Annotated in this window: 28 protein-coding genes; 14 read left to right on the forward strand and 14 right to left on the reverse strand. The window is 40.4% G+C overall.

Going from position 1 to position 25,919, the window contains the following annotated elements; all coding sequences use genetic code 11:
• The first annotated feature begins 299 nt into the window (after positions 1-299).
• Both GMD3S_RS0206200 and GMD3S_RS0206205 read left to right on the forward strand, forming a co-directional pair.
• Positions 300-2,018, forward strand: coding sequence for a phospho-sugar mutase (locus GMD3S_RS0206200; RefSeq protein WP_000222135.1), 1,719 nt, complete (start codon positions 300-302; stop codon positions 2,016-2,018).
• Between the two features lie 110 nt (positions 2,019-2,128).
• Positions 2,129-2,476: a thioredoxin gene (locus GMD3S_RS0206205; protein ID WP_000434656.1), complete on the forward strand. Its 348-nt coding sequence runs from the start codon at positions 2,129-2,131 to the stop codon at positions 2,474-2,476.
• 33 nt (positions 2,477-2,509) lie between these two features.
• Here GMD3S_RS0206205 and GMD3S_RS0206210 read toward each other — a convergent pair whose 3' ends face one another.
• From GMD3S_RS0206210 to GMD3S_RS0206245, 8 genes are all read right to left on the reverse strand, one after another.
• Positions 2,510-3,319, reverse strand: a complete 810-nt coding sequence (locus GMD3S_RS0206210) for an MBL fold metallo-hydrolase (RefSeq protein WP_001290607.1) — start codon at positions 3,317-3,319, stop codon at positions 2,510-2,512.
• Between the two features lies 1 nt (position 3,320).
• Positions 3,321-4,670 carry a cell wall metabolism sensor histidine kinase VicK gene (vicK, locus tag GMD3S_RS0206215; RefSeq protein WP_000568717.1) on the reverse strand — a complete coding sequence of 450 codons (1,350 nt, stop codon included), beginning with the start codon at positions 4,668-4,670 and terminating at the stop codon, positions 3,321-3,323.
• Positions 4,663-5,370 carry a response regulator YycF gene (yycF, locus tag GMD3S_RS0206220; protein WP_000722056.1) on the reverse strand — a complete coding sequence of 236 codons (708 nt, stop codon included), beginning with the start codon at positions 5,368-5,370 and terminating at the stop codon, positions 4,663-4,665. The genes vicK and yycF overlap by 8 nt, the downstream gene beginning before the upstream one ends.
• 56 nt (positions 5,371-5,426) lie before the next feature.
• Positions 5,427-6,605: an A/G-specific adenine glycosylase gene (gene mutY, locus GMD3S_RS0206225; protein WP_000886131.1), complete on the reverse strand. Its 1,179-nt coding sequence runs from the start codon at positions 6,603-6,605 to the stop codon at positions 5,427-5,429.
• An 82-nt stretch (positions 6,606-6,687) separates the two neighbouring features.
• Positions 6,688-7,662: a phosphate acetyltransferase gene (gene pta, locus GMD3S_RS0206230; RefSeq protein WP_000451560.1), complete on the reverse strand. Its 975-nt coding sequence runs from the start codon at positions 7,660-7,662 to the stop codon at positions 6,688-6,690.
• A gap of 43 nt (positions 7,663-7,705) precedes the next feature.
• Complete coding sequence (locus tag GMD3S_RS0206235; protein WP_001210022.1) at positions 7,706-8,602, reverse strand: RluA family pseudouridine synthase; 897 nt, start codon at positions 8,600-8,602, stop codon at positions 7,706-7,708.
• The gene (locus tag GMD3S_RS0206240) at positions 8,599-9,417 is read right to left on the reverse strand and encodes an NAD kinase (RefSeq protein WP_000799063.1); all 819 of its coding nucleotides are present in this window, start codon (positions 9,415-9,417) and stop codon (positions 8,599-8,601) included. Before GMD3S_RS0206240 ends, GMD3S_RS0206235 begins: the two co-directional genes overlap by 4 nt.
• Complete coding sequence (locus GMD3S_RS0206245; RefSeq protein WP_000151547.1) at positions 9,401-10,072, reverse strand: GTP pyrophosphokinase; 672 nt, start codon at positions 10,070-10,072, stop codon at positions 9,401-9,403. The genes GMD3S_RS0206240 and GMD3S_RS0206245 overlap by 17 nt, the downstream gene beginning before the upstream one ends.
• A 128-nt stretch (positions 10,073-10,200) precedes the next feature.
• Between GMD3S_RS0206245 and GMD3S_RS0206250 the strand changes: the two genes are divergently transcribed.
• From GMD3S_RS0206250 to GMD3S_RS0206280, 7 genes are all read left to right on the forward strand, one after another.
• Positions 10,201-10,770 carry a CYTH domain-containing protein gene (locus GMD3S_RS0206250; protein WP_000681304.1) on the forward strand — a complete coding sequence of 190 codons (570 nt, stop codon included), beginning with the start codon at positions 10,201-10,203 and terminating at the stop codon, positions 10,768-10,770.
• A 111-nt stretch (positions 10,771-10,881) separates the two neighbouring features.
• Entirely contained in the window at positions 10,882-11,841 is a 960-nt protein-coding gene (locus GMD3S_RS0206255) for a ribose-phosphate diphosphokinase (RefSeq protein ID WP_001283843.1), read from the forward strand.
• Positions 11,842-11,850: 9 nt separating this feature from the next.
• The gene (locus GMD3S_RS0206260) at positions 11,851-12,966 is read left to right on the forward strand and encodes a cysteine desulfurase family protein (RefSeq protein ID WP_000639677.1); all 1,116 of its coding nucleotides are present in this window, start codon (positions 11,851-11,853) and stop codon (positions 12,964-12,966) included.
• A 4-nt stretch (positions 12,967-12,970) separates the two neighbouring features.
• Positions 12,971-13,318: a DUF1831 domain-containing protein gene (locus GMD3S_RS0206265; RefSeq protein ID WP_000863523.1), complete on the forward strand. Its 348-nt coding sequence runs from the start codon at positions 12,971-12,973 to the stop codon at positions 13,316-13,318.
• A gap of 6 nt (positions 13,319-13,324) precedes the next feature.
• Entirely contained in the window at positions 13,325-13,540 is a 216-nt protein-coding gene (locus GMD3S_RS0206270) for a DUF4649 family protein (protein WP_000286094.1), read from the forward strand.
• Positions 13,541-13,622: 82 nt separating this feature from the next.
• Positions 13,623-14,264, forward strand: a complete 642-nt coding sequence (locus tag GMD3S_RS0206275; RefSeq protein ID WP_000653408.1) for a redox-sensing transcriptional repressor Rex — start codon at positions 13,623-13,625, stop codon at positions 14,262-14,264.
• Positions 14,265-14,279: 15 nt separating this feature from the next.
• On the forward strand, positions 14,280-14,969 hold the full coding sequence (locus GMD3S_RS0206280; RefSeq protein WP_000743322.1) for a gamma-glutamyl-gamma-aminobutyrate hydrolase family protein: 690 nt from the start codon (positions 14,280-14,282) through the stop codon (positions 14,967-14,969).
• Here the strand turns inward: GMD3S_RS0206280 and radC are convergent.
• From radC to GMD3S_RS10410, 5 genes are all read right to left on the reverse strand, one after another.
• Entirely contained in the window at positions 14,966-15,646 is a 681-nt protein-coding gene (gene radC / locus GMD3S_RS0206285) for a RadC family protein (RefSeq protein ID WP_000286949.1), read from the reverse strand. The two genes, GMD3S_RS0206280 and radC, sit on opposite strands and share 4 nt — an antisense overlap.
• A gap of 42 nt (positions 15,647-15,688) precedes the next feature.
• Complete coding sequence (gene pcrA / locus GMD3S_RS0206290) at positions 15,689-17,980, reverse strand: DNA helicase PcrA (protein ID WP_000992895.1); 2,292 nt, start codon at positions 17,978-17,980, stop codon at positions 15,689-15,691.
• Between the two features lie 183 nt (positions 17,981-18,163).
• Positions 18,164-19,834, reverse strand: a complete 1,671-nt coding sequence (locus tag GMD3S_RS0206295) for a formate--tetrahydrofolate ligase (RefSeq protein WP_000845303.1) — start codon at positions 19,832-19,834, stop codon at positions 18,164-18,166.
• Positions 19,835-20,007: 173 nt separating this feature from the next.
• Positions 20,008-21,483, reverse strand: coding sequence for a hypothetical protein (locus GMD3S_RS0206300; RefSeq protein ID WP_000070715.1), 1,476 nt, complete (start codon positions 21,481-21,483; stop codon positions 20,008-20,010).
• A complete protein-coding gene (locus GMD3S_RS10410; protein ID WP_000345295.1) occupies positions 21,476-22,642 on the reverse strand; it encodes a hypothetical protein in 1,167 nt (388 codons plus the stop codon). Before GMD3S_RS10410 ends, GMD3S_RS0206300 begins: the two co-directional genes overlap by 8 nt.
• Before the next feature lie 125 nt (positions 22,643-22,767).
• Here GMD3S_RS10410 and coaB point away from each other — a divergent pair, with 125 nt between their 5' ends.
• From coaB to GMD3S_RS0206320, 3 genes are read left to right on the forward strand one after another with little or no spacing between them, the layout of a single operon-like run.
• A complete protein-coding gene (gene coaB, locus GMD3S_RS0206310) occupies positions 22,768-23,457 on the forward strand; it encodes a phosphopantothenate--cysteine ligase (RefSeq protein ID WP_000699511.1) in 690 nt (229 codons plus the stop codon).
• A gap of 11 nt (positions 23,458-23,468) precedes the next feature.
• Entirely contained in the window at positions 23,469-24,020 is a 552-nt protein-coding gene (coaC, locus tag GMD3S_RS0206315) for a phosphopantothenoylcysteine decarboxylase (RefSeq protein ID WP_001274049.1), read from the forward strand.
• On the forward strand, positions 24,004-24,567 hold the full coding sequence (locus tag GMD3S_RS0206320) for an ECF transporter S component (RefSeq protein ID WP_001042719.1): 564 nt from the start codon (positions 24,004-24,006) through the stop codon (positions 24,565-24,567). Before coaC ends, GMD3S_RS0206320 begins: the two co-directional genes overlap by 17 nt.
• Positions 24,568-24,607: 40 nt before the next feature.
• On the opposite strand, the gene GMD3S_RS0206325 is transcribed toward GMD3S_RS0206320, so the two are convergent.
• A complete protein-coding gene (locus GMD3S_RS0206325; RefSeq protein ID WP_000600206.1) occupies positions 24,608-24,967 on the reverse strand; it encodes a hypothetical protein in 360 nt (119 codons plus the stop codon).
• Between the two features lie 135 nt (positions 24,968-25,102).
• On the opposite strand from GMD3S_RS0206325, the gene GMD3S_RS0206330 reads away from it, so the two are divergent.
• Together GMD3S_RS0206330 and GMD3S_RS0206335 are read left to right on the forward strand one after the other, a co-directional pair.
• Positions 25,103-25,630, forward strand: a complete 528-nt coding sequence (locus GMD3S_RS0206330; RefSeq protein ID WP_000354640.1) for an ECF transporter S component — start codon at positions 25,103-25,105, stop codon at positions 25,628-25,630.
• An 11-nt stretch (positions 25,631-25,641) separates the two neighbouring features.
• Positions 25,642-25,919: transcription repressor NadR (locus GMD3S_RS0206335; protein ID WP_025172964.1), on the forward strand; the 278-nt coding region annotated here is incomplete at its 3' end.

Consider the following 25,919-nt stretch of genomic DNA (forward strand, 5'->3'; position numbering starts at 1 on the left):
TTTTCTATCTGTTCATTTGATACATTAAAGGATTCTTTATAAAAAGAATAGAATATAACAATATTTTTGATTTTTTTCTTCAACAAACCTACAAAATGAATTATAAACTTTCATGTTATAAAGTATCTAATAATTAATTTTCATCCCTAACTTAGTATAAGTAAGCACAGTCCCCACCATTTTCCCGCTAAAGTGCAAAAGTTAATTTCCTACATTTTAAGTTATGCTAACGTTTTACTAAAATGTCAAATCGTGATATAATGAAAGCGATTAAAGCAAATAAACAAAGGAGACACTCTATGACTTACCAAGAAAATTATCAAAAATGGGTCGATTTTGCTGACCTTCCAGACTACCTTCGTCAAGATTTAATCAATATGGACGAAAAAACAAAGGAAGATGCCTTTTATACCAATCTTGAATTTGGTACCGCTGGTATGCGTGGTTTGATCGGTGCTGGTACAAACCGCATCAATATCTACGTTGTTCGTCAAGCTACCGAAGGTTTGGCTCGTTTGATTGAGTCAAAAGGTGGAAACGAAAAAGAACGTGGTGTAGCAATTGCCTACGATAGCCGTCACTTCTCACCTGAGTTTGCCTTTGAATCTGCGGCAGTTCTTGCTAAACACGGTATCAAATCTTACGTATTTGAAAGCCTCCGTCCAACTCCAGAACTGTCATTTGCAGTTCGTCACCTCAACTGTTTTGCAGGTATCATGATTACTGCCAGCCATAACCCTGCTCCATTTAACGGTTACAAGGTTTACGGTGAAGACGGTGGACAAATGCCTCCACATGACGCGGACGCTTTGACTACTTACATTCGTGCTATCGAAAATCCATTCGCTGTGGAAGTTGCCGATGTAGAAGCGGAAAAAGCTTCTGGCTTGATTGAAGTTATCGGCGAAGCTGTTGATGCAGAATACCTTAAAGAAGTTAAAGACGTAAACATCAACCCAGCCTTGATCGAAGAATTCGGTAAAGACATGAAGATTGTCTACACACCACTTCATGGTACGGGTGAAATGTTGGCTCGTCGTGCTCTTGCTCAAGCAGGATTTGACTCTGTTCAAGTTGTTGAAGCACAAGCAACTGCTGATCCTGACTTCTCAACTGTAAAATCTCCAAACCCAGAAAGCCAAGCAGCCTTCGCCCTTGCTGAAGAACTTGGTCGTCAAGTTGGTGCAGATGTGCTTGTTGCAACTGACCCTGACGCTGACCGTGTTGGTGTTGAAGTTCTTCAAAAAGATGGTAGCTACCTTAACCTTTCAGGTAACCAAATCGGTGCTATCATGGCTAAATACATCTTGGAAGCCCACAAAAATGCTGGAACTCTTCCTGAAAATGCAGCTCTCTGCAAATCCATCGTATCAACTGACTTGGTAACGAAGATTGCTGAAAGCTACGGCGCAACCATGTTCAACGTTTTGACAGGTTTCAAATTCATCGCAGAGAAAATCCAAGAATTTGAAGAAAAACACAATCACACTTACATGATGGGATTTGAAGAAAGCTTCGGTTACTTGATTAAACCATTCGTACGTGATAAAGATGCTATCCAAGCCGTTCTTGTCGTTGCTGAACTTGCTGCCTACTACCGTTCACGTGGTTTGACACTTGCTGACGGTATCGAAGAAATCTACAAAGAATACGGCTACTACGCTGAAAAGACTATCTCTGTTACCCTTTCTGGTGTTGATGGTGCAGAACAAATCAAGGAAATCATGGCTAAGTTCCGTAACAATGCTCCAAAAGAATGGAATGCAACAGCTATCACTGTCGTAGAAGACTTCAAGGCTCAAACTGCTACTGTTGCTGATGGTACTGTTACAAACTTGACAACTCCTCCAAGTGATGTGTTGAAATATACACTTGCTGACGGTTCATGGATTGCAGTTCGCCCTTCAGGTACAGAACCAAAAATCAAGTTCTACATTGCCGTTGTGGGTGAAAGCAATGAAGATTCACAAGCTAAGATTGCCAACATCGAAGCAGAAATCAATGCGTTTGTAAAATAAGAAATTATAAAAGATGAGACCAACCAATCTCATCTTTTTTCGTATCAAATCTGAGCATTTTTAGAAACTTTATGGCATACTAGACTTATCAATGAAAGCGAGGTAATCTCATGGAACAATTTTTAGAAAACATTAAAGACCTTGAAGTCACTACAGTTGCGCGTGCGCAAGAAGCTCTTGATAAGAAAGAAACTGCAACCTTCTTTATCGGTCGCAAAACTTGCCCTTACTGCCGTAAATTTGCTGGTACCTTGGCAGGTGTCGTAGCTGAAACTAAAGCTCACATCTACTTCATCAACAGTGAAGAACCAAGCCAACTAAATGAGTTACAAGAATTCCGCTCACGCTACGGAATTCCAACCGTACCAGGATTTGTTCACATTGCTGATGGACAAATCAATGTCCGTTGCGACTCTTCCATGTCAGCACAAGAAATCAAGGACTTTGCTGGATTGTAAAAAAACAACAAAAGAAGGCACTCGCCTTCTTTTTTATATATCTGTCAATGGTGTTGCAGTATCTGGTGAGGTATCGTAAACTTTAAAGTCTACTCCGACTCCCAAATCCGCTTGGGCTAGCTGGTTGACCATGGTCATGTGAGCCAGCTCCTTGATATTGTTCTCTTTGGACAAGTGACCAAGATAAATTTTCTTGGTTCGATTTCCCATTGCACGAATCATGGCTTCAGCACCGTCTTCGTTAGAGAGGTGACCGAGATCCGACAGGATTCGCTGTTTGAGACGCCAAGCGTAAGATCCTGCTCGCAAAATCTCCACATCGTGGTTGGACTCGATGAGGTAGCCGTCCGCATTCTCGACAATTCCTGCCATACGGTCACTTACATAACCTGTATCGGTCAGCATAACGAAGCTCTTGTCGTCTTTCATAAATCGGTAAAACTGTGGTGCTGCCGCATCATGGCTAACACCAAAACTCTCAATATCGATATCACCAAAGGTTTTGGTTTTGCCCATTTCAAAGATATGCTTTTGCGAAGAATCAACCTTGCCAAGATACTTACTATTTTCCATAGCCTGCCAAGTCTTTTCATTGGCGTAAAGATCCATGCCATATTTACGAGCCAAGACACCGACTCCATGGATATGGTCTGAGTGCTCATGCGTAATCAAAATCGCATCCAGATCTTCTGGTTTGCGATTGATTTCAGCTAGCAGACTTGTAATTTTCTTACCAGACAGGCCTGCATCTACTAGGATTTTCTTTTTTGGGGTTTCCAGATAAAAGGAATTTCCACTGGAACCTGATGCTAAAATACTGTATTTAAAGCCTTTTTCACTCATTCTAGTCTTCTATTTCGTCCTCCCATATTTCTTCTTTTACGGCATCCTTATCATAAGGGAGCACTATGGTAAAGGTTGAGCCCTTACCGTATTCACTTTTGGCCCATATAAAGCCATTGTGTTGTTTGATGATTTCTTTTGCGATCGCCAGACCTAGACCAGTTCCACCTTGAGCCCGGCTTCTTGCACGATCCACACGGTAGAAGCGGTCAAAAATCTTCGGCAAATCTTGCTTTGGAATACCTAGACCTTGGTCTTTGATGGATAAAATCATCTGGTCATCAGTAGTTTTCATGCTGACAGTGATTTTCCCACCATCTGGTGAGTACTTAATGGCATTGTTAAGAATATTATCAATCACCTGAGTCATCTTATCGGTATCAATCTCGATCCAAACTGAATTAATAGGGTAATCTCTGACAAGCTCATATTTTTTCTCGTCATCCTGGCTTCTCATCTTATCAAAGCGGTTGAGAATAAAGGTGATGAATGCTGTAAAATTAATCAATTCCACATCTAACTGAGTGGTCGCATTATCAATACGAGAGAGATGCAAGAGATCTGTCACCATCCGCATCATACGGTTGGTTTCATCGAGTGAAACCTTGATAAAATCAGGAGCAACAGGATCATACAGAGCTCCCTCGTCCAAGGCTTCAAGATAAGATTTAACACTGGTCAAAGGAGTTCGCAACTCGTGACTCACGTTCGAAACAAAGAGTCTTCGCTCACGCTCTTCCTTCTCCTGCTCGGTCGTATCATGTAAAACGGCAACCAAACCAGAGATGAAACCTGACTCACGACGAACCAGAGCAAAACGTACACGAAGGCTCAGGTATTCCCCATTCACATCCTGGGAGTCAATCGTCAACTCAGGAATCTGTGTAATTAGATCACGCAGCTCATACTCATCTTCTATCTTAAGCAATTCAAGGATACTTTTATTCAGAACATCTTCTTTCTGCACACCGAGCTGTTTCTTGGCCATATCGTTGATCATAGTAATCTGGCCACGACGATTGGTCGCAAGAACGCCATCTGTCATGTAAGAAAGAATATTGTTCAATCGTTTACTCTCTTGTTCCAGATTTTCTTGGGTCAAACGAATAACTTCTGACAAATCGTTCAGATTATTGGTGATATTGGTGATTTCTGTACTTCCTTGCAAGTCCAAAACTTGAGAATAATCACCTGCAATCAAGTCCTTAACCTTTTGATTTATCTCCTTCAGACGGATATTATCCCGACGATTTTCCAGTAACAGCAAGGTCACCACCAGGATAAAGCCCAGTAAAATCAAGATAAAGATAAAATCGCTGGTCAGAATAGTTTGTCTAATATCTTCAATCATTATTTCTCATATAGTATCCAACACCACGACGTGTGAGAATGTACTCTGGACGACTTGGAGTATCTTCTATTTTCTCACGCAAGCGTCTAATGGTCACGTCCACAGTACGAACATCACCAAAATAGTCATAACCCCATACAGTCTCAAGCAAGTGTTCACGCGTAATCACTTGTCCAATATGAGACGCCAAGTGATACAAGAGTTCAAACTCACGGTGGGTTAAATCTAATTCCTCACCATATTTCTTTGCCACGTAAGCATCTGGAACGATTTCCAAATCACCAATTTGTAAAGGTTGCGTCTTCTTCTCATCAGACTCTTGGTTATCTACTGAAACTAGATCGGTACGACGAAGAAGGGCCTTAACACGAGCCTGCAACTCACGGTTTGAGAAAGGTTTTGTAACATAATCATCTGCACCTAACTCTAAACCAATAACCTTGTCAAATTCGCTATCCTTAGCTGATAGCATGATAATCGGCACGCTACTAGTCTTACGAATAGCTTTAGCAACTTCTAAACCATCAATTTCAGGTAGCATCAAGTCGAGGATAATAATATCCGGTTGCTCAGCTTCAAATAGCTCGATTGCCTCACGACCATTGAAGGCTGTTACAACTTCATAACCTTCCTTGGCCATATTAAACTTAATAATATCTGAGATTGGTTTCTCATCATCTACAATTAATATTTTTTTCATTTTATCACCTTTTCTTTATCTATTATAACAAAAAAATGTAAAGAAGGCACAAATGGCTACTGTAGGCCTTCATCTTCAAGATTTGTTTTATAAGCCTGCCAAATTTTTTGTTGAGGTTTCGCAAGTGGATAATCAGAAAACTCCTGAGGAGAAACCCAGCGAATTTCTCTGTCAGAAAACTGTTTTGTTTCCGTCACTTGACCAGCGATGATTTGAATATGCCATTTCCGATGACTAAATACATGCTTGACCTGGTCAAATACTTGCTGGGACCAATTCACTTCTAAATCATAATCTTGCTCAAAGTTTTCTTGAGGGCTTGGTCCAAATGCTCTGCTTTCCTCTTTGACTTGTGAAAAGAGATCTAGCTGATCGTCATCACTTGAGAAATCATCAACTTCGATCAAGGGGAAATGCCAAAAACCGGCTAGCAGTTTCTCGCTTTCATTTTTCTCTAGTAAATATTGCCCACGGTCATTGCGTACAACCAAAGCCTTGAGATAGATTGGGAGGGGCTTTTTCTTGGGCTCTTTGATTGGATATACATCCATAGTCCCATTCTGATAGGCTGCGCTAAAGTCCTTAACAGGGCTTTCTTCTGGTCGAGGGTTAACTGGAGCCTCTATGTCAGACCCTAAATCCATCAGAGCTTGGTTAAAGTCACCTGGTCGTTTCGGGTCAATCAAGATTTCCATCATTGCCTGAAAAATTTTGCGATTGCTGGGAACTCCGATATCATGATCAACCTCAAACAAGCGTGCCAAAACCCGCATGACATTGCCATCAACCGCTGGCTCAGGCAAATTAAAAGCGATACTGGAAATAGCTCCCGCAGTGTAAGGGCCAATCCCTTTTAAACTAGAAATTCCTTCATAGGTATTTGGAAATTGCCCCCCAAAGTCAGTCATAATCTGCTGGGCTGCAGCCTGCATATTGCGCACTCGAGAATAATAGCCCAATCCCTCCCAAGCCTTCAACAAACGATCTTCAGGGGCATTGGCCAGACTTTCAACTGTTGGAAACAAGTCCAAGAATCGTTCGTAGTATGGAATAACTGTATCCACTCTAGTCTGCTGGAGCATGATTTCAGATACCCAGATGTGATAAGGATTTTTACTTCTCCTCCAAGGTAAATCTCGCTTGTTTTCATCATACCAATTGAGGAGTTTTTCACGAAAAGAAATAATCTTCTCCTCCGGCCACATGACGATACCATATTCTTTCAAATCTAACATATCTCTAGTATAACACAGAAGACTCTAACTGTCCTTCTCTCAGTACTAAAAAGCCTCTTCCCATGGGAAAGAGGACTAAATCTTATTGATGAACTGCTTGAGCTGCTGTGATAAGGGTCAACTTGTACACATCATCTGCATTACATCCACGAGAAAGGTCGTTAACAGGTTTGTTCAAACCTTGCAAAACAGGTCCTACAGCCGCAAAACCACCGAGACGTTCTGCCATCTTGTACCCAATATTTCCGGCTTCGATACCTGGGAAGACAAAAACATTTGCTTGACCAGCTACGTTACTTCCTGGAGCTTTTAGAGCTGCAGTTTCAGGAACAAAGGCAGCGTCAAATTGCAACTCCCCATCAATCTCAAGGTCGGGACGCAAGTCGTGAGCAATTTTAGTTGCTTCTACGACCTTATCAACACTTTCACCAAATCCTGAACCTTTAGTAGAATAGCTTAGCATAGCAATTTTAGGTTCAATACCAAACATCTTAGCTGTGATTGCTGAATTGATCGCGATTTCAGCCAAGGCTTCTGCATCTGGATTGATGTTAATGGCACAGTCTCCAAATAGGTAACGTTCTGTACCACGTACCATAAGGAAGGCACCTGAAGTACGAGTTACGTTTGGACGAGTTTTGATGATTTGTAGGGCTGGGCGAACTGTTGAGGCAGTTGAGTGAATCGCACCAGATACCATACCGTCAACCAAGCCCAAGTAGACTAGCATCACACCAAAGTAGTTGACATCTTCAACCAAAACTTTGCGCGCTTCTTCTTCAGTCATTTTGCCCTTACGACGCTCTACTAAAGCAGCAACCATTTCTTCAAATCGAGGATAGTGTTGAGGGTCAATGACTTCATAACCATCCATGATCCCTTCGATTTCGAGATAAATTTTAATTTTTTCAGGGTTTCCAAGCAAAACAGGGATTACTTCTGTTTCTTTTACCAAGCGTTTTGTTGCTTGAAGAATACGTGGCTCTTCCCCTTCAGGGAGAACGATACGAGCATTTTTGCCAACCAGGTTGGCTTTGAGATTTTCAAAAACTTCCATGAGTTTTCTCCTTTAAGAAAATAAATTATACTCCAAATAGTTTTTAAAGAGTATTAGTTGATAACTGAGTAATAAGATTGCTGAAATCATCCGGTAAGGGGCTTTCTAGTTGCAAATCGTGCTCTAGAAAAGGATGATAAAAAGATAAATAATGACAATGCAGAGCCTGACGTTGGATACCGTCATCCAGACTACCACCATACAAATCGTCTCCCAACAAAGGAAAGCCAATATGGGAAAAATGCACTCGTATCTGATGAGTTCGTCCAGTATGCAGGCGAATATCGACTAGGTGAATATTTCCATAAGACGCTACAACTTTGTAAGACGTATGAGCGTATTTCCCACCTTTGGCAACCCGCCTTGTGATAATGGAATCTTCATCACGCGCAATCGGGGCAATAATCTCCCCCTCTGGCTCCAAGACACCATCTCCTTTAACAAGTGCAAAATACCTTTTTTCGATAAACTTTCGTTGCAGTTGCTTGTCTAAACGTGCATGAGCGTAGCCGTGCTTGGCAAAAAGCATCAAACCAGATGTATCTCTATCAAGCCTAGTCACGATGTGAACTTGCTGGTTTTCATAGTTTTGCTTGACATAATAGCCCTTGATAAAATTCGCAATGGTATTGGAATGATTGACACTGGGGATGGAAGCTACTCCATAAGGTTTATTCAAAACCAGAAAATGATCATCCTCATAGAGAATATCCAGTGGACGCTCAATTGTTTCAAGACTCTCAAACCCTTCCTCCGCTGGAATGTCAATAGTTACCCTGTCTCCAATATCTAAGAGATAAGTCGCATTTTGAGGTTGGCCATTGACCAGAATAGCCCCACCTCGAAACTTAATCTTAGCCAAAAGTCCCTTAGAAACCTCATGTTTCTTGAGGAATGTTTTGACTTTGACGTGCTCATCTGCGAGAAATTCGAACCTCATTCATCCACCTCGCCGATGAAGGCATCTTTGACACGATTCCAGAAACTAGTGTGGCTTGGAGTCGCTACGAAGTGAATCTTGTGATGGTCGATTTGATACTCTATCCGTTCGATATTACGGAAGGAATAGACGCTGTTATCGACTGATATCGTATGGTAATCATTGCGTGTCGGCAAAAGTTCAATCTTATCTTTTTTGGGAATAATGATCGATGATCCCAAAGTGCGATAGACTCTATTATTAAGGCTTGCTATTTCCGTCAACTGCAAGGCTTCAATGGTAGGATGTAAGACAGCTCCACCCAAGGATTTGTTGTAGGCGGTACTTCCCGTCGGCGTTGAAACAGTCACTCCATCTCCACGAAATCTCTCAAACGGAACATGGTTAATGATGATATCCGCAACCATGGTGCGGTCTGATCGACGGATACTCGCTTCATTTAAAGCACGGAAGATTTTCACCTCTCCATTTTCAAGCGTTACCTTAACATTCAAGACTGGATAAGAAACTTTGGCTCCAGTATCTAGTAAAAGATTGGTCACCAATTGATCCAGCTCAAAATCACGATAATCTGTGTAAAAACCCAAATGCCCTGTATGAACACCTACAAATCGAACCTTGTCTAACTGATTCTCATACTTGTGAAAGGCAGACAAAAGCATCCCGTCACCACCAATGGAAATGACGATATCGGGATTGGTATCGTTCAGTATAAAATGTTGTTTCTTTAGTTTTTCCCTTAGCTCATGCAAAACCTTCTGACTCTGTGGTTTTCTATTTGCTATGAGGTCAACTCGTTTACCTGTATTCTTCATCTGTATCGTCACTATTTCCTACACCATCGTTTAGTTTTCTGCTCAATGGATCAAAGAGAGCCTGCGCTTCCTGGATATCATCACGAATCTTACCCATTTCTTCATCCAGTTGATAGGCTATTTTCGCTGTGATTTCCAGTCTTTTTCTGATTTCTTCTGGAAAATCACCCTGATACTTATAATTGAGTGAGTGTTCAATCGTAGCCCAGAAATTCATGGCCAAAGTCCGTATTTGTATCTCCGCCAAAATCGTCTTCGCCCCGTTGATCGTATCAACCGTGTATTCGACAACCACGTGATAAGAACGATAGCCCGAAGCCTTACGATGAGTGATATAATCTCGTTCCTGAACGATTCTCATATCTTGGCGTTTACGTAGAATCTCAACTACCTCTTTAACGTCATCAACAAACTGAACCATGACACGTAAACCAGCAATGTCTTGCAGATCGTGTTCTAGACTTGCATAAGTTATTCCTCGACGAGCCATTTTTTCTTTGATACTTTCAATCGGTTTGACACGACCCGTTACAAACTCAATCGGAGAATGCTTGTTTTGCTTACGATACTGTTTGCGAATCCCCCGAAGTTTAATCTTCAATTCACCAACAGCCTGAATGTAAGGATCTAAAAAATCTTCCCATTCTATGGTCATACTTTCTCCCTTGTAATGTTTGATTGCTCTGTCGAAAATCTTTGATTTTTTCAGTACATTCGTATACAATAAATACATTGTCCATTATACCATAAATCGCTTTCAAAGATATAGAAAAGGTTGAAAAAATGAAACATTTAGAAATAGAATTGAAAACACTTCTGAAAAAAGAGGAATATGATCATCTAAAAAAACAGTTTTCCCATATCCAACCCGTTCTTCAGAAGAACTACTACATTGACACACCAGATTTCCAATTGCGTGAAAAGAAGGTTGCCATGCGCATTCGCACTTTTGCAGATTGGGCGGAATTGACCTTAAAAGTGCCTCAAACTGTAGGAAATATGGAATACAACCAGAAACTAACTCTTCCAGAAGCTGAATCGTACCTAGAAAAACCAAAACTACCTCCAGGTCTCGTTCTAGAGAAGCTCTCTAAGATTGGCATCGAAAGCCATGACTGGCTTGTTCTAGGTTGCCTTTCCACCCTTCGTTATGAAATGAAAACTGAGATTGGCTTAATGGCCTTAGATGAAAGTCAATACTTTGACCAGACGGACTATGAACTCGAACTTGAAGTCACCGACCATGAAAAAGGGAAAGAAGATTTTCAGAGATTTTTAGATGAAAATCAGATAACCTATCAGAAAGCTCCTTCAAAATTAATTCGTTTTATTAAAAGCATGAAAAAAAGCTGAAATAATCTCCTTTTTTTGGTAAAATAGAAAAGATAAAAATAAAAGAATCTGGCTTTGAAAAACAAAACTTTCTCAAAGAAGATTCACAAAGTTTACAGAGGACGGTCTATAATGTCAGATAGAAACAACATGAAACTTTTCACCCTAAACTCTAACCATGAAATCGCTCAAAAGATTGCGGATACAGTTGGTGTACCTCTCGGGAAATTATCCTCTCGTCAATTTTCTGACGGCGAAATCCAGGTCAACATTGAAGAAAGTGTCCGTGGTTACGACGTCTACATCATCCAGTCAACCAGCTACCCTGTTAGCAACCACTTGATGGAGTTGTTAATCATGGTTGACGCTTGTGTACGTGCAAGTGCTCATAGTATCAACGTTGTCCTCCCTTACTTTGGTTATGCGCGTCAGGATCGTATCGCTTCTTCTCGCGAACCCCTCACTGCAAAACTAGTTGCCAATATGCTTGTCAAAGCTGGTGTAAGCCGTGTTCTAACGCTTGACCTCCACGCTGTTCAGGTCCAAGGTTTCTTTGACATTCCTGTAGACAATCTTTATACTGTTCCTCTATTTGCTAAGCACTACTGTGATAAAGGGCTTCTTGGTTCTGATGTTGTTGTGGTTAGTCCAAAGAACTCTGGTGTTAAACGTGCACGTAGTTTGGCTGAATACCTTGATGCTCCTATCGCTATCATTGACTACGCCCAAGACGATTCTGATCGTAACGAAGGCTATATCATTGGGGATGTTGAAGGCAAAAAGGCTATCTTGATTGACGATATCCTAAATACTGGTCGTACTTTCTCTGAAGCAGCCAAAATCGTTGAACGTGAAGGCGCAACTGAGATTTATGCAGTATCTAGTCACGGTTTATTTGTTGAAGGGGCAGCAGACCTTCTTGACGCTACAAACATCAAAGAAATCCTTGTGACAGACTCAGTAGCGACCAAAGAAAGGACTCCAGAAAATGTATGTTACATTACTGCTAGCGAATTAATCGGAGATGCTATCGTCCGCATCCATGAAAGAAAACCAGTCAGCCCACTCTTTGCTTACAACAAAAAGAAATAAGGTGATTCTTTGATTTATTTGGACAATGCTGCTACAACTCCTATGTCAGCAGTAGCTATTTCTGAAATGACCAAGGTCATGCAAGAAACTCATGGTAATCCTTCTAGTATTCATAGTCATGGTCGGCAGGCTGGCAAACTCTTGCGAGAAGCTCGTCAAGACTTAGCCCACTTACTAGGAACCAAACCTCAACATATCTTTTTTACATCTGGCGGTACAGAAAGTAACAATACAGCCATTATCGGCTATTGTCTCCGTCATCAAGAACGTGGAAAACATATCATTACTACAGCTATTGAACACCATTCTGTGCTTGAGACTATCGATTATCTGGTTCAACATTTTGGTTTTGAAGCAACTATCATCCAACCAGTAAATCAAGAAATAACTGCCCAGCAAATTCAAGAAGCCTTACGTGACGATACCATCCTCGTTTCCACCATGTATGCTAATAATGAAACAGGAAGTCTCTTACCTATCGCTGAGATTGGACGTATTTTAAAAGATCATCCTGCTGCATATCATGTAGATGCTGTTCAAGCTATTGGGAAAATTCCTATCCATCCAGAGGAGTTAGGAATTGATTTCCTCAGCGCTTCTGCCCACAAATTCCATGGACCAAAAGGAGTCGGATTTCTTTATGCTTCTTCCGCGGACTTTGATTCCTACCTTCACGGTGGAGACCAAGAACAAAAGAAACGGGCTGGAACAGAAAACCTCGCTGCCATTGTAGGTATGGTCTCTGCTCTCAAAGAGGATTTGAATGACCAAGTTGAGCATTACCAAAAACTAAGCGCACTTAAATCTATTTTTCTAAAAGAGATTTCCGATTTAGACTACTATCTCAATGAAAGTCAAGACCAACTGCCTTATGTTTTTAATATCGGTTTTCCTGGTCAGAAAAATGATTTACTTTTACTTCGGTTAGATCTTGAAGGAATTTCAATTTCTACCGGTTCGGCTTGTACTGCTGGTATTGTGCAAACCAGTCATGTACTTGAAGCATTTTATGGACCAGATTCACATCGATTGAAAGAATCTGTCCGTATCAGTCTCTCTCCTCTTAACACCGAGGATGAACTGATACAACTCGCACAAACCTTAAAAAATATTATTGGAGATTAATCTAATGGCATTCGAAAAAACCATTAAACTACAAAACTGCCGCTACGACTACACACTTAGCCCAACTGTCAAAAAGTTCACACTGAAAGATAATACTTTCTTTGAAACAAAAGTTGGAAACTTCGAACTGACTCGTTTGCTTGAGAAAGTACCCAACAGCGGTGAAGGTTTCAAGCTAAAAATCATCATCAACAAAGACCTTACAGGTGCTAAACTCAACATCACTGACAAGTCAGGCCTTCGTTTGGTTAATATCTTTAAATCAGAAGACAACCACATTCATCAGGAAAAATTCTACTTCCTCATGGACAGTTTAGTAGAACGCGGTATCTTCACTAAAGAAGAAAGATAATTGACTATGTATCGACTTACCTATCAAGATAACTATCACGTAGAACGTACACTTGAATATAAGGATTACGAAGAGCTTATGTTATCTCTATCAGGCTGTGTGACCCTACCTGATACTCTCCTAATCAGCTCCTTAACGCTGAATGATAAGGTGATTTATCAAGGATTGGTTGGCGATCTCTACCGTTTTCTATCACAAGTTCATTTTTCAGATAAAAACTAAGAAATTTCTTAGTTTTTTCTTGTTTTTGTTGATTTTTTCACAATGTTTCTATAAAATAGAAGAATAGAAAGGTTGTGATTTTGTGAAAGATAAACAGTCTGCTATTCCAAAAGCAACAGCAAAAAGACTCTCTCTTTACTATCGAATTTTCAAGAGATTTCATGCAGAAAAAATCGAACGTGCCAACTCCAAGCAAATTGCAGAGGCTATCGGTATCGATTCTGCGACAGTTCGTCGGGATTTTTCCTATTTTGGCGAACTAGGTCGTCGTGGTTTTGGTTACGATGTCAAAAAATTGATGAATTTTTTTGCGGATCTCCTAAATGATAACTCAATTACAAATGTTATGCTGGTTGGGATTGGAAATATGGGCCATGCCCTTCTCCACTACCGATTCCACGAGCGTAACAAGATGAAAATTATCATGGCCTTTGACCTAGATGACCATCCAGAAGTTGGAAGTCAAACACCAGATGGGATTCCAATCTATGGTATCTCACAGATTAAAGAAAAAATCAAAGAAGCAGATGTCAAAACTGCTATCCTAACAGTTCCAAGTATTAAATCACAAGAAGTTGCCAATCTTTTGGTTGATGCAGGCATAAAAGGTATTCTCAGCTTTTCCCCCGTTCACCTTCACCTCCCAAAAGATGTGGTCGTTCAGTATGTCGATTTGACAAGCGAACTCCAAACCCTCCTCTATTTTATGCGTAAAGAGGATTAGAAAGCGAAAGCATTTATGAAAAAACCAGTTATTGGGATTACAGGAAATGAAAAAGCTCATCCAGATGATGACATCATGATGAGCTATGCAGCAAAAGGCTTTGTTGAAGGAGTCAAGGACGCTGGCGGAATTCCAATCATCCTACCGATTGGTGATCAAGAAATGGCTACCCATTACATCAGTATCATTGATAAGCTCATCTTAACGGGTGGGCAAAATGTTGATCCAAAATACTATGGTGAACCAAAGGCTATTGATAGTGATGACTACCACCTTCAAAGAGATATTTTTGAACTAGCACTTATCAAAGAAGCGATTAAGCAGAAGAAACCAATTTTCTCTGTTTGTCGGGGTACTCAACTTTTCAATGTCGCCATGGGAGGCACGCTTCACCAAGATATCGAGGATCATTGGCAGGACTGTTCAGCCGAATACACAACACAACGCCTCGTAACGGAACCTGATACAATTCTCCGAGAGATCTATGGAGAAATCTCTCATATCAACTCCTTCCACCACCAGAGCATTAAAGATTTAGCTTCAAATCTTAAGGTTGTAGCACATGATCCTAAAGATGGAGTTATCGAGGCTGTGACAACTACGGACGGTTTTCCTTATCTTGGTGTCCAATGGCATCCTGAATTTCTCTTTGAAAATCGCCCCAAAGATAAAACGCTATTTGACTATGTTGTTAATGAACTCTAAATTAGATTCGTCTTTTCACGGTAACTAAAGTAATCCGAGTGAGAGACAATCAGATGGTCCAAGAAAACGATACCCATCAGTTCGCAGGCTTCCTTGACTAGCTTAGTGACATGATCGTCGTTTCGACTAGGAGATACTGCACCAGATGGATGATTGTGAACGAGAATCACGGAGGTAGCCATATGCTTGAGGGCATAGTGAAGAATTTCCCTCGGTTCAGCAATGCTGCGTGTCGCAGATCCGATAAAAATAGTTTGCTGATGGATGATTTGATTTTGAGTATTGAGATAGAGCGCCACTAGGTGCTCTTGTTTTTTGTCGCCAAGTTCCTGTTGCATTTTCTTGGCTAGCTTTTGACTACTGAGAATACTTTCCATCTCAAGGGTTTCATGTTTGTGAATGCGGTGTCCCAGTTCAATCACTGCTTGTAGTTCAATGGCTTTAATCCGTCCAATACCAGACAGACTCTGCAATTCCTGCAGGGTCATATTTTTCAGATCAGTTAGACTGTTAAGACTATTCAAGACTCTCTGGGAAATTTCAAAAACATTGGCCGTACGCGTTCCGGTTCTGAGTAGAATTGCTAGCAATTCTTGATTGCTCAGTGCCTCTACTCCTTCTTTAACCAGTCTTTCTCTAGGCAAAAGTGAATCTTCTTGGAATGAAATGCTGTACATAAAAATCCTCCTCACTTTATTATTCGTGAGAAGGATGGAAAATTAGATTTTTTTCTCAATTGGAGCTACACTGGCTAAGAGTTTTTTCAGCCCCACTTCTGGGAAATTGATTTTCAACTCCTGAGTATCACCGCTACCAGAGACTTCCAGAACAGTTCCCTCTCCCCACTTCTTGTGGAGAGCAATATCCCCAATAGACCAGTTGGTATCGCTTGAATCTTTTTTATTTCCGGCTGCTAACTGTCCAAACGGAAGACCACTTGACTGGATAGAGCTTGGTGCAGCATTCCGTTTCCGTTCTTGAAGGGCCTGAGCTAGGCTCATACCTTGACCAAAGGCCACTCCACCACTGCTATAAGATGCCTTAAAGCTAGTATTCGCCGGACGAGCCAAGCCTTGATATTCAATCAAGTCCGAACTAATTTCATTGATAAAACGAGTTGGACGATTGTAGTTGGTACGCCCAAAAAGCAAGCGAGAGTTAGCATTGGTCAGATAAAGGATCTTTTCTGCGCGTGTAATACCGACATAGGCCAAACGGCGTTCTTCTTCCAGTTCATCAGGATCCTCAGCTGCACGGCTAAGTGGAAAGACATTTTCCTCCATCCCAATGATAAAGACAACTGGGAACTCAAGTCCCTTAGCTGCGTGCAAGGTCATCAAGGTCACTTCCGATGTTTCCTGACTACCAGAGTCCGTATCCGCAATCAGGGCAAGGTCATTCAAGAAACGACTGAGTTTGTCCAAACCTGTTTCCTCTTCTTGACTATCAGGATTGTCGTCAAAATTCTTGGTAACAGATAGAAATTCCTCGATATTTTCAACCCGAGCCTTGCTTTCTAAGGTCGCTTGGGCATTGAGAATATCGATATAACCTGTTTTTTCTAGAACAGCCTCAACCAGCTCGGTGATAGTTAATTGATCCAGTTTTTCTCGCAAATCCAAAATCATATTGGCAAAGTCCCAAATTGACTGTGCTGCCTTCCCCTTGATTCCTGATAACATGATATTGGCTGAAGCATCCAGCATAGACATGTCTTGCATATTAGCAAAGCCGCGAATTTTCTCAACGGTTCCTGGGCCAATTCCGCGTTTAGGCTCGTTGATAATGCGCTCAAAACTGATATTATCACTCAAATTGGCAATGAGGTTAAGATAAGCGATAATATCACGGATTTCCTTACGGCTGTAGAACTTAGTCCCACCAACCATGGTATAAGGAATATTGGACTTGAGCAGGGCTTCCTCAATGGTACGGGATTGCGCATTAGTCCGATAAAGAACTGCAAAATCCTTGTGGAGGAAGTTTTGACTACGACCAAGTTCATCGATGGTTTTTGCTACAAAAACAGCCTCATCCTGTTCGTCATTTGCGCGATAGTAAATAATCTGCTCTCCATCCGCATTCTGAGTCCAGAGATTCTTAGGACGACGATTTTTATTGTTTTTGATGACGTCATTGGCGGCTTGGAGAATGGTTTTTGTTGAACGATAATTTTCTTCTAACAAAACAACCTTGGCGTTAGGGTAGTCTTTCTCAAAATCCAAGATATTCTGCATATCAGCCCCACGCCAACCGTAGATAGATTGGTCTGCATCACCGACCACGCAGATATTTTTAAAGCGTGAAGCCAAAAGTTTGACCAGTTGGTACTGTGCATGGTTGGTATCTTGGTACTCATCAACGTGAATGTACTGGAACTTCTGCTGATAGTAGGTCAGAACATCAGGATTCTGATCAAAGAGACGCAGGGTCAGCATAATCAAATCATCAAAGTCAACCGACTCAGATTGACGAAGCTCTTTTTGATAGGCTGTGTAACACTGAGCCACGATTTGCGTATACATATCACCAGCTTGAGCAGCATATGCGGCATCATCAATCAGGTCATTCTTAGCATTGGAAATGGTTCCCAAAATGGTCCGTTCATTCCACTTTTTAGGATCCAAGTTTAACTGCTTGAGGATTCGTTTCATGAGGGTTCGCTGTTCACCAGGATCTACAATGGTGAAATTACGATTGTAGCCAATATGATCCGCATCGCGACGTAGGATACGAACACACATGGAGTGAAAGGTCGCAATCAGACAGTCCTGAGTAGCTGGATTGAGCCCATAGGCACGCTCCTTCATCTCACGAGCAGCCTTATTGGTAAAGGTAATGGCCAAGATATTCCAAGGATTGACCATCTTTTCATCAATCAAGTAAGCGATTCTGTGAGTTAAAACACGAGTCTTTCCAGAACCAGCCCCCGCCATGATTAACAAGGGCCCTTCTGTCGTTTGCACCGCCTCGGCTTGACGGTCATTCATTCCATTCAATAATGCGTTCATTTTCTCTTCCTTACTCTTGAAGTCAATGTTTCTATTATATCAGAAATCAGGGAAAATATCTTTACATAGACCGGTTGCGTCTAGAAAGTAACTCTATTATCAGCTGAAGACAACTCCTCATATCTAGACAAGAAAATGAGTTTGGATAGCTTTTCCAAACTCATTTAAATCAATTGCAATTTACTAGAACAATCCTAGAACGGTTCCGTCACTTTCAACATCCATGTTGAGAGCTGCTGGTCGTTTTGGAAGTCCTGGCATGGTCATGACATCACCAGTAAGAGCAACGATGAAGCCAGCACCCAATTTTGGTACCAATTCACGAATGGTAATTTCAAAGTTTTCTGGTGCTCCAAGTGCATTTGGATTATCAGAGAAACTATATTGAGTTTTAGCCATACAGATTGGCAATTTGTCCCAACCATTTTGAGCGATTTGGGCAATTTGCGTTTGAGCTTTCTTCTCAAAGTTCACTTTGCTACCACGGTAGATTTCAGTGACAATCTTTTCAATCTTTTCTTGGACAGAAAGGTCGTTGTCATAAAGACGAGTGTAGTTTGCTGGATTTACTGAGATTGTCTTGACAAGCGTTTCGGCAAGTGCTACACCACCTTCTGCCCCATCAGCCCAGACACTTGCTAGTTCAACTGGCACATCAATAGAAGCACAAAGTTCTTTCAAAGCTGCAATTTCAGCTTCTGTATCAGTAACAAATTCGTTAATCGCAACAACTGCTGGAATACCAAACTTACGAATATTTTCAACGTGACGTTTCAAGTTAGCAAAACCTGCACGAACTGCTTCTACATTTTCCTCTGTCAAAGCGTCCTTAGCTACACCACCATTCATCTTAAGGGCACGAAGGGTTGCAACGATGACAACTGCATCTGGAGATGTTGGCAAGTTTGGTGTCTTAATGTCAAGGAATTTCTCAGCACCAAGGTCCGCACCAAAACCAGCTTCAGTAACAGTATAATCAGCCAAGCGAAGGGCTGTGCTTGTTGCCAAAACAGAGTTACATCCATGAGCGATATTGGCAAATGGACCACCGTGTACAAAGGCAGGTGTACCGTAAATTGTCTGAACCAAGTTCGGTTTGATAGCATCTTTCAAAATCAATGCTAACGCTCCCTCAACCTGTAAATCACCAACAGAAACAGGTGTTCGGTCATAGCGATAGCCGATAACGATGTTAGCCAAACGGCGTTTCAAATCCTCGATGTCCGTAGCCAAGCAAAGAATAGCCATGATTTCTGAAGCAACAGTAATATCGAAACCATCCTCACGTGGAATACCATTTAGAGGACCACCAAGTCCAACGGTCACATGACGAAGAGCGCGGTCGTTCAAGTCCACAACACGTTTCCAAAGAATACGACGTTGGTCGATTCCCAGCTCATTTCCTTGGTGTAAGTGGTTGTCAATCAAGGCAGAAAGAGCGTTGTTAGCAGTTGTAATGGCATGCATATCCCCAGTAAAGTGAAGGTTGATGTCCTCCATTGGCAACACTTGAGCATAACCACCACCGGCTGCACCACCCTTGATCCCCATTACTGGGCCAAGAGACGGTTCGCGAATGGCAATCATGGTTTTCTTACCAATCTTGTTCAAGGCATCCGCAAGACCAATGGTAATGGTTGATTTCCCTTCACCTGCAGGTGTTGGATTGATGGCAGTAACCAAGATCAATTTCCCAACTGGATTGCTCTCAACTGCACGAATTTTATCAAAGCTGAGCTTAGCCTTGTACTTCCCGTACAATTCCAAATCGTCGTAAGAAATACCAAGTTTCTCAACAACATCAACGATTGGATTCAACTCAATACTCTGTGCGATTTCAATATCTGTTTTCATTCAAAACTCCTCTAACCTCTAATATGATAATTCATTATAACACAAAACAAGATTTTTAACATCCATAAACTCTCTAAACGTTCGTAAATATCCTGAATTTCAAGATTTTTAGGGCCCTTTGAAAAATTTTATATGGCTTTATAGTTTTAGACTATAAAGAATGTGAAAATAATCTAGTCAAGAAAAAAATTATCAATTTCAGACAAATCATGGAGAATTTTATTATCTTCAATTTCTAAACTTTCTGCCATCTCAATAGAGTACTCAAACCTAAGTTTAGTATTTATTGACAAATCAAACGAATATGCTTGTATTTCGCCCAATTTTTTATACTTTTCTATAATTTCGTTGTAAATGACAAGATAATTTTCATCTAAAGTTTTTATGTAACTATTCAGATTTTCTCTGTAATCTTGAATTATCCTTTGTTCTCTTTCATTTAATATTCCCTTACCTATCTCCCAAATTATTGAAGTAGATATTGAACCAACTACAGAACCAAGAACAGGTATTGGAATCATGATCTGACCAATACAAGCACCAATTGTAGCAAAGGAAGCATCTATTACATTTAATGTCAACAGATTCATAAGTTCATCTTGAGTTATTTCGGAAGATCTGAATCTCAAAACAACATCTATCATCCCATAAGTAGCCATTACTAAAGCACTGGCATTTGGAGCACTAATACCCAAAATATTTGTTAATCCGTAAATTGAATATCCTGATATTGCTCCACTTGCAACTCCTTTTAATGAATTCAATCCACAATCTAACCAATCGGATTGTTCGAATTCAAAGATACTTTTTCCTTCTATGTATTTTCCATACACAGTCGACATTAATGCTAAACCACCTTGTAAAAAAGCTGCGTTTCTTGCAACCTTGTTAGCTTCTTTTAAATTTGGTAATGCATGTTTTTGGGTCACTAATCTTTTTTTATTTAATTCTTGTTGTTTTAGTCTGACTGTTTTACGAATATTCTTCTCTTCAGAATCTATAAGAGAATGAATTGAATTTTTTTGAGCGTCTTTGTAATCTAGAGCAGAGGATTTCATCCAATATTTGTATGAAGTAAGTCCCTTGCTTTCAGTGATATCATTAATCATTTGGCGTATATCCGTAATTTGTTTAATGGATAATCTCTTGCCATTCAATTCAACTTCTTTTGCTCCAGCCATTATTTTTTCAAATACTTGAACGTGATCTTTTGGAAACATCATTTTCATTTTTGAACTGTAATGAAACGATTGAGCTAGTTCATCACGTAAATTACCATAAAACTTCATTTGAATGGTATTTCTACCAATTAATAAATCGGCTGGTCCATTATCATTCAATACTTCGACAATAGGATTTAACCCTTCAATGGCTCTCCTCGCATTTACAATCCCTGCTTCTGCAAATTCAGCGATAAAGCCATGACCACCATAATCTCCTCCACGCTTCTTTAAAATAACGTCTTCAATATTGTCTCTCGTATAGTTTAAAATCTTTGAGGCATTGTCCTTGTTTAAGATGACTCTGCGTGCTTCATCCTCTATGATTTTCATAGCATTATGTAAATCTTGAATTCTCAAGTTATTTAAACAATTGACATATGCACCAATACCTTGGTTAAAAGCTTGATTAAAAATCTGGTTACTCATTTATTCTAATTTCCTTATTTACCATAGCAGTCAATGATAGAGTTGAATTCACTAAAGCACCTGCTTGATATTTTTCGTCATCAGTAAATAAGCTATAGTCCATTCCAGTTAAAGATAAATTGGCTAAATAAATTCCTTCTGTTTGTTTTTCAGTTAGTTCTATTAATTCCGTAACTTCTATTACTTTTTCTTTAAGTTGTCTAGCCAACAATTCTACCTTTTTCTGTTCCTCTATAGCCTCTTTTGCAACTTCTTCATTTTTCCTATTAGCTACTACACCCGCCCCAACAGAAGCGGTCAACATAGCGCCTGCAATTCCCCAACCGACAGGACCAGCCAATGCCAAAAATGCGTTACCGGCTGCCACTCCACCGCCACCAGCTGCTACACTTCCACCACCTAACCAAGCCAGAGCGGCGCTATTTGCTGCAGCACCTGTCAAACTTGAAATTGCAGTACCTGTTGATGCAACACCAAATGTAGTTGCAACACCCATAGCGGCAGTAGGCCCTAAAGTTGCAACTGTTACTCCTAATGCGCTAAGTGAAGCCGTAGCCGCTGTGCTACCACTTGCTAATTCAGCTTCCTTAATTGACTGTGAAATAGCAATTTGCTTATCTTCAAAATTCTGAATTTCAACATCAATTGCTTCTAATTTTGTTTCAAACTCTTTTGGTTTATTTGCTAGTTTGTTAATTCTTTCTTCAACAATTTTTACAACTTTGATAGCTTTGTCCCTAACTTGATAAAGCTCTATTGATTTATTAGCCAAGCTATCCGCTTCCTCATTATAACAACTAATAGCTTCATTATATCCATCAACAGCTTCTTGTCTTAGTTTAGAATTAAAAAGGTCTACCGATTCAATTTGTTCTTTTGTATTATTCGCTATTTTCCCAGCTTCGTTAAATGTTTCAGAAGTCACATTTGTTATCTGATGTGCTACATCTCCGGCAACTCCAACAGCTTTCACTGAGACATCTGAGACAACATTACCAACTTGGCTTGATACTTCACCTATAGTTTTTACAGATTCAGTAATAACTTCTCCAGTAAATTTACTCGCTTCATTTAAAGCTTCGCTAGTAGCAGAACCGACATCATTCAGTACTTTACCAGCTTCCTTTGCAATGTTGTCTGCAAATTTAAAAAAATCCATAATAATACCCCTATTAATTTACTTAGATTCATTATCTTATTTATTACTATAAATGTCAATAATAATATATTTTTCTTTTAAATGCTTTCTTTGACTTGCATATCATTTTTGTGTACAATAGTCCTATGAAAATTTTAGTCACATCGGGCGGTACCAGTGAAGCTATTGATAGTGTCCGCTCTATTACTAACCATTCTACAGGTCGCTTGGGGAAAATCATCACAGAAACCTTGCTTGCTGCAGGGCATGAAGTTTGTTTGATAACGACAAAACGAGCTCTTAAGCCAGAAGCTCATCCCAACCTAAGCATTCGAGAAATTAACAATACCAACGACCTTCTAGTTGAGATGCAAGAATGTGTTCAAAATTATCAAGTCTTGATTCATTCAATGGCCGTGTCTGACTACACTCCTGTCTATATGACGGGGCTTGAGGAAGTTCAGGCTAGCTCTAATTTAGAAGAATTTTTAAGCAAGCAGAATCATCAAGCTAAGATTTCTTCAACTGATGAGGTTCAGGTCTTATTCCTAAAGAAAACACCTAAAATCATATCTCTGGTCAAAGAATGGAATCCTGCCATTCATCTGATTGGGTTTAAATTGCTGGTTGATGTCTCTGAGGATTATCTCATTGAGATCGCACGAAAGAGTCTTGTCAAGAACCAGGCTGACTTAATCATAGCGAATGATCTTACTCAAATCTCAGCATATCAGCATCGGGCAATCTTTGTTGAAAAAGATCGTCTTCAAACCGTTCAAACCAAAGAGGAAATTGCAAACCTCCTCCTTGAGAAAATTCATACATACGATTCATAGAAAGGAAAGCCATGGCAAACATTCTCATCGCAGTGACAGGTTCCATAGCCTCCTATAAAGCAGCTGATTTAGTCAGTTCTTTGAAAAAACATGGCCATGATGTCACTGTCTTAATGACAGAGGCGGCAAGAGAGTTTATCCAGCCTTTGACACTACAGGTACTCTCACAGAATCCAGTTCACCTTGATGTCATGCAGGAACCCTACCCTGATCAAGTCAATCATATCGAAAGAGGAAAAGAAACAGACCTTTTTATCGTTGTCCCTGCTACTGCTAATACCATTGCCAAACTTGCGCATGGTTTTGCGGATAACATGGTGACCAGTACGGCTCTTGCCCTACCAAGTCACATCCCTAAACTCTTAGCTCCAGCCATGAATACAAAGATGTATGACCATCCTGCAACTCAGGCTAATCTAAAAACATTAGAGACCTATGGTTATCAGATTATCTCCCCAAAAGAATCTTTACTAGCCTGTGGCGATCACGGCAAAGGCGCCCTAGCTGACCTGAATACTATATTAGAAAGAATAAAGGAAACCCTCGATGAACAAACGCTCTAACATTGCCCCAATTGCTATCTTTTTTGCAGTTATGCTCGTTATCCACTTTTTGAGCTCTCTCCTATTTAATCTTTTCCCATTTCCAATTAAACCAACTATCGTTCATATTCCAGTAATCATTGCTAGTATCATTTACGGCCCACGAGTTGGTGTTACACTTGGTTTCTTGATGGGACTGCTAAGCTTAACGGTAAACACGATTACCATCCTTCCAACCAGCTACCTCTTTTCTCCATTCGTACCGAACGGAAACATCTATTCTGCGATTATCGCTATTGTCCCTCGCATTTTGATCGGTCTGACACCTTACTTGGTCTATAAACTGATGAAAAATAAAACTGGGCTAATCCTAGCTGGTGCCCTTGGTTCCCTTACCAACACCGTCTTTGTCCTCGGGGGAATCTTCTTCCTTTTTGGAAATGTCTTCGATGGCAATATCCAAAAACTCCTGGCAACCGTTATTTCTACAAACTCAATTGCCGAGCTTGTCATCTCTGCCGTTCTAACAGTAGCAATTGTCCCCCGTCTCGAAACTCTGAAGAAATAAAAAACAACTCCACTTTCGTCCTGAAGGTGGAGTTTAGCATTTAAAACATAAGAAATATCAATAGAATGTGAAAGCCAAAGAGCAGGAGCTGATACGAAAGAGGTGTAGGTTGCTGACTTTTTTGGCTATCCAAGTATAGAGTTAGAGATAGTAAAACCAAACCAAATGCAATCACCAATCTGACGAAATGAGCAATTTCGAGTATTGCTGCCATCAAAAGAAAACCTAATAAAGGAAGGCTAAAAAGTGAAACAGCCAGACTGCTTGCTAATAGAGAGAGTAGCGACAGGACCAATAAACTATAAACTAGGAAACGAGTCCAACCTGAGACTACTTTCCCTTCACTTTTCTGTTTTGACATCATCACGATTACCACAATTAGGTAAACAAAAAGTATCATCACAATTTCTCCTCAGCTCCTATTATTCTTTACCACATTTTAACCAAATTTTCCTGAAAAATCAATAATACTTCTTGACTTGATTGGTGATTTATTGTACTATACTTGTGTATATACAGATAAATGGAGGTTCTTATGGATATACGGAAAAAAACGCAGTTTATGACTATGACTGCCCTACTCACTGCAATAGCGATTTTGATTCCAATCATTATGCCTTTTAAAATCGTTATCCCACCGGCTTCTTACACCTTGGGAAGTCATATCCCCATCTTTATCGCCATGTTTCTTTCGCCTTTGATGGCTGCTTTTGTGATTATTGCTTCTAGTCTCGGTTTCCTGATGGCAGGCTACCCTATGGTTATTGTCCTACGCGCCTTTTCTCACATCGTTTTTGGTACTTTGGGGGCTTTGTACTTAAAGAAATTCCCTGAAACCTTGGATAAACCAAAGGCATCTTGGATTTTTAACTTTGTTTTGGGTGTTGTTCATGCTATCGCTGAAGTAATAGCTTGTATCATCTTTTATGCTACTTCAGGGACAAATGTTGAAAATATGTTTTATGTTCTCTTTGTCCTAGTTGGTTTTGGCACAATCATCCATAGTATGGTAGACTATACATTAGCACTAGCTGTCTATAAAGTGCTTCGAAAACGTCGCTAAAAGGAAAAACTATGACAAAGGATCGCAAACAAGCTCTTCTCAAACTGTTAAAAGAGGCGCCAAAAGCTCTCAATGGTCAAACCTTGGCTGAACACTTTCATGTTACGCGCCAAGTCATTGTACAGGACATCGCTATTCTCCGAGCAGATGGAGCTCCTATCCTATCCACCAATCGTGGCTATATCTACAAAGAAAATGATGCCAGCCCCTACGTGCACAAACTCTTTAAAGTGAAACATGAACTGGAAGAAATCGGTCAGGAACTTCTAGCTATTGTAGATAATGGCGG

The sequence above is a fragment of the Streptococcus sp. GMD3S genome, assembly GCF_000298695.2.
Classification (GTDB): domain Bacteria; phylum Bacillota; class Bacilli; order Lactobacillales; family Streptococcaceae; genus Streptococcus.